Source organism: Vibrio sp. ABG19 (assembly GCF_029962385.1).
Classification (GTDB): Bacteria; Pseudomonadota; Gammaproteobacteria; order Enterobacterales; family Vibrionaceae; genus Vibrio; species Vibrio ostreae.
In genome coordinates, this window is sequence record NZ_CP071707.1 from 716504 (window position 1) to 730925 (window position 14422).

The 14422-nt window shown below is 49.4% G+C and carries 11 protein-coding genes; 4 read left to right on the top strand and 7 right to left on the bottom strand.

The window, feature by feature from the left end; translation table 11 throughout:
- Positions 1 to 23 precede the first annotated feature (23 nt).
- Entirely contained in the window at positions 24 to 1391 is a 1368-nt protein-coding gene (locus tag J0X00_RS03190; protein ID WP_282476285.1) for a cytochrome ubiquinol oxidase subunit I, read from the bottom strand.
- A gap of 152 nt (positions 1392 to 1543) precedes the next feature.
- On the opposite strand from J0X00_RS03190, the gene J0X00_RS03195 reads away from it, so the two are divergent.
- The 4 genes from J0X00_RS03195 (at position 1544) to J0X00_RS03210 (ending at position 8723) form a co-directional block, all read left to right on the top strand.
- On the top strand, positions 1544 to 2959 hold the full coding sequence (locus J0X00_RS03195) for a PLP-dependent aminotransferase family protein (RefSeq protein WP_282476286.1): 1416 nt from the start codon (positions 1544 to 1546) through the stop codon (positions 2957 to 2959).
- Positions 2960 to 3324: 365 nt separating this feature from the next.
- Positions 3325 to 4059: a transporter substrate-binding domain-containing protein gene (locus tag J0X00_RS03200; RefSeq protein ID WP_240798216.1), complete on the top strand. Its 735-nt coding sequence runs from the start codon at positions 3325 to 3327 to the stop codon at positions 4057 to 4059.
- A gap of 327 nt (positions 4060 to 4386) precedes the next feature.
- A complete protein-coding gene (locus tag J0X00_RS03205; RefSeq protein ID WP_282476287.1) occupies positions 4387 to 5556 on the top strand; it encodes an efflux RND transporter periplasmic adaptor subunit in 1170 nt (389 codons plus the stop codon).
- Between the two features lie 14 nt (positions 5557 to 5570).
- Positions 5571 to 8723, top strand: a complete 3153-nt coding sequence (locus J0X00_RS03210; protein ID WP_282476288.1) for a multidrug efflux RND transporter permease subunit — start codon at positions 5571 to 5573, stop codon at positions 8721 to 8723.
- Positions 8724 to 8797: 74 nt separating this feature from the next.
- Here the strand turns inward: J0X00_RS03210 and J0X00_RS03215 are convergent, their stop codons facing one another.
- From J0X00_RS03215 to J0X00_RS03240, 6 genes are all read right to left on the bottom strand, one after another.
- Positions 8798 to 9688 carry a LysR family transcriptional regulator gene (locus J0X00_RS03215; RefSeq protein WP_282476289.1) on the bottom strand — a complete coding sequence of 297 codons (891 nt, stop codon included), beginning with the start codon at positions 9686 to 9688 and terminating at the stop codon, positions 8798 to 8800.
- Between the two features lie 187 nt (positions 9689 to 9875).
- Complete coding sequence (locus tag J0X00_RS03220) at positions 9876 to 10544, bottom strand: transcriptional regulator (protein WP_282476290.1); 669 nt, start codon at positions 10542 to 10544, stop codon at positions 9876 to 9878.
- 354 nt (positions 10545 to 10898) lie between these two features.
- Positions 10899 to 11096 carry a hypothetical protein gene (locus J0X00_RS03225; protein ID WP_282476291.1) on the bottom strand — a complete coding sequence of 66 codons (198 nt, stop codon included), beginning with the start codon at positions 11094 to 11096 and terminating at the stop codon, positions 10899 to 10901.
- A gap of 92 nt (positions 11097 to 11188) precedes the next feature.
- Positions 11189 to 11776: an AAA family ATPase gene (locus J0X00_RS03230; protein WP_136487395.1), complete on the bottom strand. Its 588-nt coding sequence runs from the start codon at positions 11774 to 11776 to the stop codon at positions 11189 to 11191.
- A 93-nt stretch (positions 11777 to 11869) separates the two neighbouring features.
- Positions 11870 to 13444: an EAL domain-containing protein gene (locus tag J0X00_RS03235; protein ID WP_282476292.1), complete on the bottom strand. Its 1575-nt coding sequence runs from the start codon at positions 13442 to 13444 to the stop codon at positions 11870 to 11872.
- A gap of 217 nt (positions 13445 to 13661) precedes the next feature.
- Positions 13662 to 14420, bottom strand: a complete 759-nt coding sequence (locus tag J0X00_RS03240) for a metallophosphoesterase (RefSeq protein ID WP_282476293.1) — start codon at positions 14418 to 14420, stop codon at positions 13662 to 13664.
- Positions 14421 to 14422 lie beyond the last annotated feature (2 nt).

Consider the following 14422-nt stretch of genomic DNA (forward strand, 5'->3'; position numbering starts at 1 on the left):
ACCTCAAGCGTTCTCTGCGGGCGTTAAATACGACCTGAAATGGTGCTGATCTCATGCATGTCGTCAGGCTCAGGCAGATCGGGGCCTTGCTTGATCTGATGGATCATGTAGTAGTAACCAAAGCCGAACACGGCGCTGTAGATCACCAGAAAAGCTATCAGGCTGATGCTCATCTGCAATTCGCCGTGTGCCGAGACGGCATCGGTGGTTTTTTGCAGCCCGTACACCACCCAGGGCTGGCGGCCGATTTCGGTGGTGAACCAGCCGGCGAGAATCGCGATAAGACCAGCCGGTCCCATCACAACAGAAAATTTCAGGAACCAGCGGGTGGAGTAGAGCGCGTTTTTGCGTCGTAACCACAGGCTGTAAACGCCTTGCAGGATCATTAGCATCCCGAGCGCGACCATGAGGCGAAACGACCAGAAAATGACCGGTGAATACGGGCGTTCATCAATAGGAAAGTCTTGCAGCGCCGGGATCGGCTCGCTCAGGCTGTGACGCAGGATCAGGCTACCGAGTAGCGGGATCTCTAACGCGTAGTCGGTCCGTTCCTGCTCCATGTTCGGCAGACCAAACAGGATCAATGGTGTAGGTTCACCATTAGCATTGGACCAGTGGCCTTCAATCGCCGCAATTTTGGCTGGCTGATATTGCAGAGTGTTCAATCCATGTACGTCACCAATCAGCGCCTGCAGCGGGGCAACAATCACCAGCATGCCCAGTGACATTGAGAACATCCTCTTCACTGCTGGCGTACGGCAGTTGTTGAGCAGATGCCAGGCGGCAGCGGAGCCGACAAATAGCGCGGTACTCAGAAATGCCGCAATACCCATGTGCGCTAAACGGTAAGGGAAGGACGGGTTGAAGATGATGGCAAACCAATCAGCCGGCACGGCGCGGCCATCAACCAGATCAAAGCCTTGCGGGGTATGCATCCAGCTGTTGGAGGCTAAGATCCAGAAGGTCGAGATAATGGTACCTAGTGCAACCATGCAAGTGGCGAAGAAATGCAGTTTTTCGCCAACCCGGTGCCAGCCAAATAGCATAACGCCCAAAAAGCCCGCTTCCAGGAAGAACGCGGTTAACACTTCATAAGTCAGTAGCGGGCCGGTGATGCTGCCAGCGAAATCGGCAAAACCACTCCAGTTCGTGCCGAACTGATAAGCCATGACCAGGCCCGATACCACGCCCATGCCGAAGTTAACGGCAAAAATTTTCGACCAGAAGTGGTACAGCGTTTTGTATTCCGGCTGACGGCTTTTGAGCCATAGTCCTTCCAGAACCGCGAGATAGGTTGCGAGTCCGATGGTGATGGCGGGAAAAATAATGTGAAAAGACACAGTAAAAGCAAACTGTATCCGGGCAAGCATAAATGCGTCGAGACCGAACATAAAATTCCTTCGAGCTTAATTATTGTGTTGGGTAAGCTAGGGTAAAAGCTTGTGCCAGGAGCGGGTAGATACAGAACGGAGCGATTAAGGTATAACAGTTTTAAAGTTGTTGTGTTATTGTTTTTACCAGTTAGCGTAAACAGGTGGCAGCATTGGCGAAGTATCAGGATTTAGTAGAGCAGTTAAAACGGCAAATTCAGTCGGGTGTGTGGCGGGCGGGGGACAAGCTGCCGTCACTGCGTAAGCAGGCTGAGCACAGTGGTCTGAGCCTGATGACGGTGTTGCACGCTTACCAGTTACTTGAATCGCAGGGTTGGCTCATTTCTCAGGCACGGTCGGGGTATAAAGTCGCGCCGCGTTTGGTGACCAGTGAGCTTCATCCCGTGCCTGCCGCGGTGTCTGGTACTGAACAGGTCGATATCAACGAGTTTATCTTTGATGTGCTGCAGGCGGGTAAAAATCCGCACATGGTTAATTTTGGTTTTGCCTACCCTGATCCTGGTTTATATCCGCGTTACCACGTCACCCGCGCTTTGGCTGCGGCGGCGCGCAGTATGCCGGTGTCCAACTCTTTTGATAATCTGCCGCCGGGTAATCAAGAGCTGCGAACGCTGATTGCTAAGCGCTATGCGGCCAAAGGGATTGCCGTGGCGCCGGATGAAATTGTTATCACCGCCGGCGCGCTGGAAGCGCTTAATCTCAGTTTGCAGGCTTGCACCCGGCCCGGTGACTGGGTGGTGGTGGAGTCGCCAACCTTTTACGGCGCGCTGCAGTCACTGCAACGCCTCGGTTTGAAAGCGTTGTCGGTCCGCACAGACCCGCAAACCGGTATTGACCTGGACTCGCTGGAAAGAGCACTCCAATCGCATGATGTGAAAGCGTGCTGGCTGATGTCGAATCATCAGAATCCGCTCGGTTTCACCCTGAGCAATGATAAAAAGCAGCGTATTGTTGAGCGGCTGCAGCGTTATCAGGTTGCATTGATTGAAGATGATGTATACAGCGAGTTGTATCATGGCAATGAGCCGCTTACCGCGATGCGCACGTTCGATAACAGCGGTAACACCATGCTGTGCTCATCATTTTCTAAATCGCTGGTGGCTGGGCTGCGTATCGGCTGGGTCGCAGCTGGCAAGCGTGCTGTTGAGATTCAAAAGCTGCAACTGATGAGTACGCTCGCAACCAGTGCGCCAATCCAGAGAACGCTGGTGCATTACCTGACCAGCCGAAATTATGAATCGCACCTCAGGCAACTGCGCAAAAAGCTGCATGATCGCAAAGCGAAAATGGCGCAACTGCTGAGCTCGCTATTGCCGGATGAGGTAAAAGTGCTCAACCAGGGCGGTGGGTATTTTCTGTGGCTGGAGCTGCCCAAACGCATCGATGCGATGGTTATCTATCAGGCGCTGCTCCGTGACAATGTTAGTATTGCGCCGGGCAAAATGTTCGCCCTGACCGATGAGTTCAATCACTGCATTCGCTTAAATGCGTCATTTGAGCTCGATCAGCCACGCAAGCAGGCTCTGAAGCTCCTGTGCGAGCGAATCGCGGCGCAGATTCAAGAGTAGTCTGGTGAGCGTCTATTCGCGATGATTCGGTCCGGCACTCATTCTCGTTAGTGTCAGAGATGTCTTTAACAAGTCTGCTTATTCTGAATGACGGCTCGCCGGCTAGATGAAGTGACTAAACTGCGGCTAAATAATCGCCATTTTTCAATGGTTGGAATATGTTATGAAGAATTATCCTTTGATAAATGTGTATAACTCTTCATTATCCCTATTTCTTACAGTTGGCAGCCGTTGCTACTGTAGATCACTTAAAATAACAAAGACGTGGATGTATATTGATGAAGTTACAATTTATTAAGCAGGGAGTTCGCGGCGCACTGGCGTCAGCGGTGACGATTGTTACTCTTTTTTCTTCTGCCAATGCGATGGCGACTGAGCCGGCGTTGGAAGGCATTTTAAAATCAGGCGAACTGAAGTTTTGTTTTGAATCGGGTTATATCCCGTTTGAAATGACAGACAAGAATGGTCGTTATGTTGGCTTTGATCTTGATCTGGCCAAGCATATGGCTCGTTCAATGAATGTGAAGTTTGTGCCGGTCAATACCGCGTGGGACGGGATTGTGCCTGCGCTGAAAACGGGTAAATGTGATTTTATCGGTGGGATGACCATTACCGCGGAGCGTAACCTGAGTGTCAACTTTGCTAACCCTTATACTCAGGTTGGACAAACGGTGCTTATCGCGCCTGAGCTGGCAGGTAAAGTCAATTCTTACCGTGATTTAAACAACGGCAAATACACAGTATCGACTCAGTTGGGGACGACTGGCGCAGAAGCGGCCAAAAAGTATCTGTCAGCGGCTAAGATTGATCTGTATGACACCTCGGCTGATGCCGCGCTGCAAGTCGCGAACGGTAAAGCGGACGCATTTGTGTACGATCTGCCTTACAACGCGCTGTATGAAGCGCAGCATAAGGGTAAAGTGATTCACTTAGATGAGTCATTTACTTTTGAGCCGCTGGGCTGGGCGGTGCGTAAGGGCGATCCGGATTTCCTTAACTTCCTCAACAACTACCTGCAGCAAATTAAAGGTGACGGCACCTATCAGCGTATTTACGATAAATGGTTTAAGTCGGATAAATGGCTGGACAGCGTCCAGTAATCCTCAATCAATCAGTCTGATAGTAAAAAAGCCACTCGATGAGTGGCTTTTTTGTGGCTTGCTGCCAAGCGCAGCCATTTTGACTCCTGCACCGTAGTGAACCCGGTGATTTGATAAATAATTCAACAACCTGGTTTGTTATTCACCATTTTGATGTAATTTTGCTCAATAATCATGCTTGATTAATAAGTTTTTCTAATAAAGTTAATCACAAATAGAGGACTAATAAAAAAGTGTGAAGTCGGTATAGTGCTCCGTCCTAAATGACATAGTGAGAACTGTGTCAGATAACACTCAAAGTGCAGCTCAAAATCGGAGAATACTCATATGTCCTATCGTCTGGTCTCAACCGCGTTAATCGCGGCGATGTTGGCTGGTTGTTACGCACAGGCGGACTCTTCACCCGGTGAATCTTCATCCGGTAACAATGCTCAGGCCGTTGCACCGATGGCAACAGATGTTGTGGCAGTACACCAGATTTCTTATCAGCAACCATTTCTGTACACCACACGTCTGGAAACCCCGCAGAACGTTGAGCTCCGTCCTCGCGTTAATGGCGTGATGGATAAAGTCGTATTCACAGAAGGCAGTAGCGTGCAAGCCGGTGATTTGTTGTTCCAAATCGACGACAAACCATTTCTGGCTGAAATGCAGCGCCTGGAATCTGAATACCAGGCGGCACGTGTTGCACTGACTCAGGCTCAGTCAGAAGCGGAGCGTGCTAAACGCCTCAGCTCAACCAAAGCGATGCCAATTGAACAGGCAGAGCAGCGCATGTATCTGGCAACCCAGCGTCAGGCTGAACTCTCGTCGGTGAAAGCGCAGCTGGAAACCGCGAAGTTAAATCTGAGCTACACCCAGATCAAAGCACCGATCAGCGGGCGAATTTCCAGTGCCTATGTTACCGAGGGTAACTATGTTCAGGCGGGTAGTACCATCCTGACGTCGCTGGTCTCAACCGATGTACTGCAAGCGTATTTCGATGTGGATGAGCGTACCTGGAACGCGCATTTTGCCAATGTAACTGCCGACAGTCATACCCCGGTTGACGCGGTGCTGAATGGTGATACCAGTCATAGCTATCCTGGTGTGGTTGACTTTATCGATAACCAGGTTAACAGCGCGACCGGTACGCTGCGCATTCGTGCCCGTTTTGACAATGCTGAACAAGCGCTGCGTCCTGGCTCGTTCGTTCGTATCCGTTTGAACGATACTCAGGCTGACGCACTGAAACTGATGGTGCCGGATAAATCCATCGGTACTGACCTTGCTAACCGTTTTGTTTATGTGGTCAACAGTGATGGTGTGATTGAGTACCGCCAGGTGGAACTGGGTGATCGTGTTGGTTCTCTGCGTATCGTGACCAAGGGTCTTAAGCCTGACGAACTGGTGGTACTTAACGGTCCGGCTAAAGTCCAGCCAGGTATGCCAGTCACGCCTCAAGTGGTCGATATCGATTCACAACTCGAACAGGTTGTGGCCAAGCAAGTACAGTAAGTAGGTTATTGCGGATGAAATTTAGTCACTTTTTTATACAGCGGCCGATTTTTGCGGCCATGCTGTCCCTGCTGATCCTGGTAGGCGGTGCGATATCACTGTTTAACCTGCCAATCAGTGAATACCCGGAGGTGGTTCCGCCGACTGTAGTGGTGACCGCCAGTTATCCGGGCGCTAACCCTAAGGTGATCGGTGAAACGGTATCCGGGCCGCTAGAAGATGAAATGAACGGTCTGGAAAACATGTTGTACATGTCATCCCAGGCAACTTCTGACGGCACCATGACGCTGACCATTACGTTTTCTCTCGGCACTGATCTGGATAAAGCGCAGGTTGCGGTACAAAACCGGGTCAGCAGTGCTCTGCCTCGTCTGCCGCAAGAAGTGCAGCGACTGGGTGTCATTGCTGAGAAATCGTCACCAAACCTGGTGATGGTGGTTCATCTTATCTCAGAAGACGGCTCGCGTCCGGCCAATTATCTGTCGAACTATGCCAGCCTGAACGTACAGGATAACCTGCTGCGTCTGCCAGGTGTCGGACAGGTGCAAATGTTTGGCGCCGGCGAATACTCAATGCGTCTGTGGCTTAACCCGGATCAGCTCGCTTCGCGTCAGATGACAGCGATGGATGTGGTGCATGCTGTGCAGCAGCAAAACCGTCAAGTGGCAGCCGGTACACTGGGCGCGCAACCTGTGCCGCTGGATAATCAGTTCCAGTATCTGCTCAATGTCAAAGGTCGTCTGCAGTCACCGGAAGAGTTTGAAAACATTGTGGTCCGTGTCGATGACAGTGGGGCGATTACTCGTCTGAAAGATGTGGCCCGGGTTGAACTGGGTGAAGACAGCTATGCGCTGCGCGCGATGCTGAACGGTAAATCAGCGGTCGGTCTGGGTATTTTTCAGCGTCCCGGCTCGAACGCGATTGAGCTGTCTAATCAGGTTCGTGCGACCATGGATGAGATGGAAAAATCGTTTCCGAGCGGTGTCCAGTACCGTATCGCTTATGATCCGACCGTTTTTGTACGTGGTTCGATTGAAGGGGTAGTGCATACACTGGTGGAAGCGATTGTGCTGGTGGTGCTGGTGGTGATCCTGTTCCTACAGACCTGGCGTGCGTCTATTATTCCTCTGATCGCGGTGCCGGTTTCTCTGATTGGTACTTTTGCAGTGATGAACTGGCTCGGGGTTTCGATTAACACCCTGTCGCTGTTTGGTCTGGTGCTGGCTATCGGTATCGTGGTCGATGACGCCATCGTGGTGGTGGAAAACGTTGAGCGTAATATCGGGCTTGGCCTGAATCCGCTTGAAGCGACCAAAAAAGCGATGGAGGAGGTAACCGGCCCCATTATTGCGATTGCGCTGGTGCTGTGTGCGGTATTTATTCCGACCGCATTTATTCAGGGTCTGAGTGGACAGTTCTATAAGCAGTTCGCGCTGACAATTACCGTTTCAACTGTGATCTCGGCTTTCAACTCACTGACTCTTTCTCCGGCGCTGTCAGCCCTGTTACTGAAAGGTCATCACGATAAGCCGGATCTTCTGACGCGCGGTATGGATCGTCTGTTTGGCCGCTGGTTGTTCAAGCCGTTTAACCGCTTGTTTGACGCGGGTGCCAATAAATACGAACAAGGCGTAAAACGTATTATCCGTTTGGGTGCGGTGATCGGGATTATCTACCTAGGACTGCTTTTGACTACAGCGAAACTGTTTGATTCTGTTCCGGGCGGCTTTATCCCGATGCAGGATAAGCAGTACCTGGTAGCGGTGGCTCAATTGCCGGATGCATCCAGTCTGGATCGTTCACAGGCCGTGGTTGCCCGTATGGAGCAGATGGCGCTGAAGACGCCGGGAGTTGCCGATACGTTATCGTTCCCTGGTCTGTCTGTGAATGGTTTCACCAACAGTACCAACAGCGGTATTGTGTTTGTGATGCTGGACGATTTTGACCAGCGAGAAAGTGCAGATAAGTCCGCCAATGCGATCGTGGCATCTCTCAACCAGCAATATTCAGCAATTGATGAAGCCTTTGTGGCCGTATTCCCGCCACCGCCGATTCTTGGTCTGGGCAGTACCGGTGGCTTCAAACTGCAAATTGAAGACCGCGGCAACCTGGGTTTTGAGGCACTGTTTGATAACCTGCAACGTGTGATTACTAAAGCGCAGCAACAGCCTGAACTGGTTGGTCTGTTCTCCAGTTTCCGTATTCAGGTGCCACAGATGGATATCGATGTCGACCGTGAACAGGCACTGATTCAAGGCATCCCGCTGGACGAAGTGTTTGATACGCTGCAGGTTTACCTGGGCTCTATGTATGTGAATGACTTCAACATGCTGGGTAAAACTTATCAGGTGAATGCACAAGCGGACGCGCGCTATCGTGTCGATCCACAACAGATTCTGCGCCTGAAAGTGCGTAACGCTAACGGTGATATGGTGCCACTGGGCTCTGTTCTGCGCGTGACAGCAACGACGGGCCCGGATCGTGTCATGCACTACAACGGCTTTCCGAGCGCTGAGCTGAATGGTAGTCCGGCACCGGGTTACAGTTCGGATCAGGCTCAGGCGGCGATTGAACGTGTGCTCAACAGTGAGCTGGAAGATGGCATGACATTCGAGTGGACGGAAGTGACGTATCAGCAAATCCTGGCTGGTAACACCATGGTGTATGTTTTCCCGCTGGTGGTACTGCTGGTGTACATGATTCTGGCTGCTCAGTACGAGAGCCTGCGTCTGCCGTTGTCAATTATTCTGATTGTGCCGATGACGATTTTGTCGGCCCTGACCGGTGTGTGGCTGACTGGCGGTGATAACAACATCTTCACCGGTATTGCCCTGATTGTATTGGTGGCACTGGCGTGTAAGAACTCCATCCTGATGGTAGAGTTTGCCCGGGATACGCAAATGAGTGGCAGCTCCCGTCTGGACGCGATTCTGGCAGCATGTCGTCTGCGTCTGCGTCCAATCCTGATGACGTCGATTGCCTTTACCGCGGGTGTTGTGCCGTTGATTACCGCAACAGGCGCCGGCGCTGAGATGCGCCACGTGATGGGCATTGCCGTGTTCTCTGGTATGATTGGTGTAACCTTGTTTGGCCTGCTGTTTACTCCGCTGTTCTACATGATGATGACGGCCAAGCGTCAACGAAAGCCGAGTCTTACACCAAATTAAAATTGTTTGAGCGAATAAAAAGGCCCTTAATTCACAGCGAATTAAGGGCCTTTTTTCATTGTTTCGAGCACTGTTTAGTCGTGGCGCAATGCCTCAATCAACAGCTTGAAGGCATGCAACGGTTGTTTACGGCTCGGGTAATAGAGGTAGTAGCCGGGAAACGGATCGCACCACTCTTGCAGCACTTTGACCAGTTCACCGCGTTCGACGTATTCATCGACGATGTCTTCGGTTAAGTATGCCAGGCCAAGTCCGGATAGGGCTGAGCGGACAATTGGCATATAAGTATTGAACGTCAGCTGACCTTTGGGACGGATGTTGATCGTTTGTCCGTTATGGTCAAATTCCCAGATCAGATTACCGCCGGATGTCGGCAGGCGCAGATTGAGGCAGGAATGTTCGAGCAGATCTTTCGGCTGTGTCGGTTTATCAAAACGGGTGAAGTAATCGGGCGAGCCGACCACGGCCACACGCATCGGCGGGCCGACTGGTATTGCGATCATATCTTTTTCAACCATGTCACCCAATCGGATACCGGCATCAAAACGTTGATCGACGATATTAGTCAAGGTGTTGTCCATGTGCACTTCGACATGAATGTCTGGGTACTGGGCAATAAATTTAGCCAGTTTAGCGTAAATTACGCTGTCGAATGCGTGTTCGCCACAGGTGAGGCGAATGTTACCGACCGGCGTATCTTTGAAAATAGATAACTCAGACACATGAGAAGAAATGTCGCTGAAATGCTGCTCTAAGGAGCCCATCAGTTTTTCACCCGCTGCGGTCGGCGATACGCTGCGCGTGGTGCGGGCCAGTAAACGAATATTGAGGCGTTCTTCCAGTGAACGAATGGTTTGGCTTAAGGCTGACTGAGTCACACCGAGCTTAGCTGCCGCCTTGGTAAAGCTTCTTTCCTGCGCCACAATGACAAAGGCGTAGAGATCATTAAAGTTTTCGCGAATCATTTATTAGTATTTCTTATTAACTCATGATGATTATCCTATCTAATCAAGGCAGCGAAGACCATTTAAAATTGCGTTATTCTGATTAAGTTGATGCTAAGGGCAGCTGCTGATTTGGCTCGTCTTGAAGCGGTAATGGCTAAGATTGAAGTTGCCAGTTCTCGTTGCTGAGTCTGCTTGTGCTTACCAGTTATTGCAGCAGATCGAGCAGGTAAAACAGCACATAGCGCGAGTTATTGACGTTCATCGAAATCAGCGTCGAGATCAGCAACAGCAAGGTAATCAGTGACAGAAAAAACAGACGGGTAACTTTGTTATTAGCGGCGATTGTGGCCGCCTCTGCTGTGCCCAGCGTTATCTGGCATTCGGGTGCAGGCGGAGTGGCGCCGCTGTTATTTTGTAGCGCAGGTTTTGTGACCCGTGGCTGAGCGCTCATCTGCGGCGCAACGACCTCTGACAACGGCTGACCGGCGTCATCCTCTGCCAGTGAACGTACATCAGGTTCGACAATAGTTACGTCCGCGATAAATCGATAACCTATTTTAGGTTCGGTGCGGATACATTTCGGACTTCTGGCGGAATCACGCAGGTTCTTACGCAGCGTCGATACCGCCTGGGTCAGGCTGGAATCATCGACCTCAAAGCCTCTTGCTTTCCAGACGTAATCATACAGCTCATCGCGACTGATACTGCGATGTGGATTAAGGATAAAAAAGTGTAGTAACCGGCTTTCATTTTCACCCAGGATATAATCTTGTCCGGCAATCGTTAACGTATTGATTTCTGATTTAAAAACCAGCTGACCATTAATGATAGCCTTTACCTGACTGACTTTGGTTTGAAACGTGCCCAACATCATTGCAATAAATAACTATGATAGTTATTGAATTTACTGGGATTATAAACGAATGGACAATGATAATTAGTGGTTTTATCTGAATGGTATTATTAGGTCAGCTAATTAATAAAAAACTTTAACCTCTTAATAGTTATGGATATTGGTTGGGCGACCACGCCTCGGCTGGGATGTGGTCGCCAAAACAGGGCTTAGAACAGGGGCAGCATGACATAACATCCTGCCCCTGTTCTTGATGTCTTCCTAAGGCTGATGCCGATTGATCGTCGCCGTTAATTGCCGATTAAGATCAGCTTACCGCTGCGGGCGTCGCGGTAGACTTTGCCGACCGATTCCATCCCGTTTTGATCCGTGCCGCTACCCTGCATACTTTCCGGCAGGGCCGGGAATATCGGTTTGTTCCAACACCGTATTACCGACCACACAAATGACTTCACCGTTGCGTACTAATGTGGCGCCAAATGGGCCGCCGGTGCCTTTTCTCAAACCTTCGATGGTGGTATCGCAGGCGAGCTGAAAATATTGATCGAGATGGGTTGGCACCGTTTGACACATAATGATGATCCGCAGTTGTAAAGGAAAGTGAAGTCACGAATTATATAGGATGTCGTTCTAACATGCTTTGCCACAAATCCGCTTGAACCCGCTTAAGGCGCAGGGTAGCGATTAATCACATTCTCCAGCGTCATAATGCCGAACATGATTTTTCTGACAAAGGATTCGGAGCTGCCGACAAAATAAAAGTGTGGATGGCGTGACCAGATACGCTGTAACTTTTTATCCAGCTTGGCCGCCTGAGCCAGAGATTCATTACGGGTTGGATTATTGCTGCTGATGTCTTTACCCGAAGCCGCGGCTGACTCAAAAAAGATCACGGCGTCGTAGCGGGCGATCTCTTTCTCGAAAGTGGAGTTAACCTGCTTGAAGAAGTCACTTTCCGAATTGGGCCAATAGGCGAGGCCATCGAGAGAGCCACGATCACAGACTAATAAACGGTCCGGATACTGCAGCTTATGAATATCTTCCAGGTTTCTCTGCAGCTGAAAAATGGTTTTCTGCACCATTTTTATCGCCTGCTCGTTATTACAGCGGGTTACGCCGCCTGAAAACAGCAGCGTTGCCGCTTCGGGGACCACAACGATCTGCTTTCCCAGCTCGCGTCGAAACAGATCCAAAGCGGTGGTTTTACCGCCGCCAGGGCCTCCGGTTACTACCACTTGTAATGGCTTTTTCATCAGTGCCTCGGTTGCTTTTTTGTGTTGTTTTAAGCATAGCCAAGAGCACCCAGGTAGGGCGGTAAATAAAGTGAGTAAAAAGATCGGCGGTTATTAATTTGCTTTGAGTTGCGCCAGATTTGGTGTCTGTGGGCCATTATGAATCCCGGGCGTTAACGCTTGCTTAGCCAGCCGTTGGTCCAGTTCGGATTTCGGCATTGAACGGTAAAAGTACCAACCCTGAATATAGCCCCAATGGCAGTTTTGCTTGATGATGTCGTGTTCGCGCTGGGTTTCAACCCCTTCAAATATCACTGGTCGGTTTAAACTGGTGAGCAGTTCCATTATCGGCCCAACCATCTTGCGTTTCACATCGTAATTCAATGCGTTCACAAAAATCCGGTCTACTTTGATAAAGTCAAAATCGAGCTCGGTCAGCCACACCAGGTTGGCGACACCGGTGCCGAAATCATCCAGCACCACATTAAAACCGAACGATTTTGCCCGTTGGGAAAAATCCGACAGTTCAGTTAGTGGCAGAGAAATGCGCTCGGTGATCTCGATTTTGATCTGATCCGGATTAATGTTGTAGCATTGAACCAGTTCAAACAGGTAAGACAGGTATTGCTGATCCTGTATTTCATAGGTATCAATATTTATGCCCAATGCAAAGGTTGGATACCTCTGTAATATCGGTGCCATTTCTGTAACCGAGTGTTCGGCGATAAAATAAGATAACTTCGGATAAAGATGCAGCTTTTCTGCAATAGCAATAAATACTTCAGGAGATACTCGGCCAAACTTGCTGTCATGCCAGCGTACCAAGCTTTCAACACCAATAATGTGGCGGTCATTCACCGCGATTACTGGTTGGTACTCCATAGTTAAGCTTTTCTCTTTTAATGCTTTACGAAAGCGGCTTTCCAGAGAATTACGCTTTTGAAAAAAACTGAACCAGGCATAGGTGGCAATAAGACCAAACAACCCTGCGATGAATAATAAAACAAAAAATATGCCAGGAGGATAATGCGCTAACCCTGCAGCGTAATTATCAATATAGACACAGAAATTGTAATCATCATGACATAACTTCGTATGTATTTCTAATGGTGGGAATAATAGTTTCTTTGATTTGTTTGGTTGATAACGATAAAACACGTGCTGGCCATCATGGGTGCTGATTTGAAACCAGAAATGAGGTTGCTGTCTTATCAAAGATGCATAGAGATTGGGTTCATCGACAGAGAAAAACCGACCTTTTTGTACCAGGCTATAGGTTTGATCGGTCGGAAACAGATGACTGACTTGTGAGTAAAACACAAAGCTTAAAAATGCAGTTTCATTATTGGAAGCAATTTTAATCGGACCCAGTTTGCCCCAGTTTGCAGAGCACAGCACGGTATCGCCTTCGATAAGGCCGAGGTCATAAATTTTACTGTTATGGTGAGTGAGTACTCTGAGAGAATTTAAGGTCTCTGAGTCACATTTAGGCTGTGGCAAAGTCTGCGCCGTATTCAATACCGCGATAATTTGCTCGGCGACTTGCACCGCTTCTTCATAGGCAAGTTGATTAAATCTCAGTTGTTCGTCTTTCTGAATATGATAAGTAATATAATCAACGACTAAGATTGTAATGACAGTGATAGTCAAAAAAACTAAGCATTGATAAAAACGTTTTACTATATCCATTTCCACGTCAAGGCAGGACAATTTCTGAGTGGTATTACTATTGATCGTTTGTTAATTCACATGCAAGAGAAATGTGATGTCTTTTGCGCCTTGCTGTCTGTTAAGGGTGAGACTTATTATCTGAAATCGGGTGGTACGTGAAAGGTAAGAAAGTGCGTTTAGTCGAAACACAGCCAGAATAAGCCTTAACGCATGACTAAGCGTTGAAGTCTGCATGCTAGACCAATTCGATTTCAGTGCGTTTCTCATCGTGTAAGTTAAACGAACGTATTTCGATGGCGTTCGGATGAAACTCGCAGACGCTCAGCCGAGGATCAGGGATAAAATTATTGGGTTCGTAGCCGGAGCCTGTATCGATAAACAGTTTGTTTTTTCTGATCTTAGGGCAATCGAGAGGTGTGTGTCCGCACACGACAAAGTCCACGTTATCAATTAACTGCGCGCTGCTTCTCAGAATATCGTCTCTTCCCCACAGCATCCGATGGCGCAATTCCTCATCAATAAACTCAGCCTGTGGTGGCCATTTGAAATACGGGTACTCGGCATGTAAAACACCGATCGTCTTATTGCCCACCGCGACACTGAGCGTCAGACTGTATTGGCTCACTACGATTTCCCGCGCAAGGGCTTGTTGTGCCGGACTGAGTTGTAGCCACCATTCACCGCCATTGAGCAGCCAGTTGCTTTGCCGGTCGGGCGATTCATCGTAACGTTGCAGAATGAAGCTTTCATGGTTACCCAATACCGGATAAAACCATTTCTCTCTGGCGAGGGTCAGACACTGCCAGGAGTCATTGCCCCGGTCAGTGAGATCGCCCACCGCAAACACCCGGTCGCGGTACTTGTCAAAATGAACCATCTTCAGCGCATGGATCAGCAAAGTGAAGTCACCGTGCACATCCCCGATAAACAGATCCCGCCCCGAGATATTGGCACTGATAGAGCGATGTAATGGCAGTTTTTCCAGCGCGTTCATCC

Excerpts from the sequence above, each read along its gene's own strand:
- J0X00_RS03240 (WP_282476293.1), bottom strand. The coding sequence starts at position 14,420 with ATGAACGCGCTGGAAAAACTGCCATTACATCGCTCTATCAGTGCCAAT.
- J0X00_RS03215 (WP_282476289.1), bottom strand. The coding sequence starts at position 9,688 with ATGATTCGCGAAAACTTTAATGATCTCTACGCCTTTGTCATTGTGGCG.
- J0X00_RS03200 (WP_240798216.1), top strand. The coding sequence starts at position 3,325 with ATGGCGACTGAGCCGGCGTTGGAAGGCATTTTAAAATCAGGCGAACTG.
- J0X00_RS03220 (WP_282476290.1), bottom strand. The coding sequence starts at position 10,544 with ATGATGTTGGGCACGTTTCAAACCAAAGTCAGTCAGGTAAAGGCTATC.
- J0X00_RS03190 (WP_282476285.1), bottom strand. The coding sequence starts at position 1,391 with ATGTTCGGTCTCGACGCATTTATGCTTGCCCGGATACAGTTTGCTTTT.
- J0X00_RS03210 (WP_282476288.1), top strand. The coding sequence starts at position 5,571 with ATGAAATTTAGTCACTTTTTTATACAGCGGCCGATTTTTGCGGCCATG.
- J0X00_RS03235 (WP_282476292.1), bottom strand. The coding sequence starts at position 13,444 with ATGGATATAGTAAAACGTTTTTATCAATGCTTAGTTTTTTTGACTATC.
- J0X00_RS03230 (WP_136487395.1), bottom strand. The coding sequence starts at position 11,776 with ATGAAAAAGCCATTACAAGTGGTAGTAACCGGAGGCCCTGGCGGCGGT.
- J0X00_RS03225 (WP_282476291.1), bottom strand. The coding sequence starts at position 11,096 with ATGTGTCAAACGGTGCCAACCCATCTCGATCAATATTTTCAGCTCGCC.
- J0X00_RS03205 (WP_282476287.1), top strand. The coding sequence starts at position 4,387 with ATGTCCTATCGTCTGGTCTCAACCGCGTTAATCGCGGCGATGTTGGCT.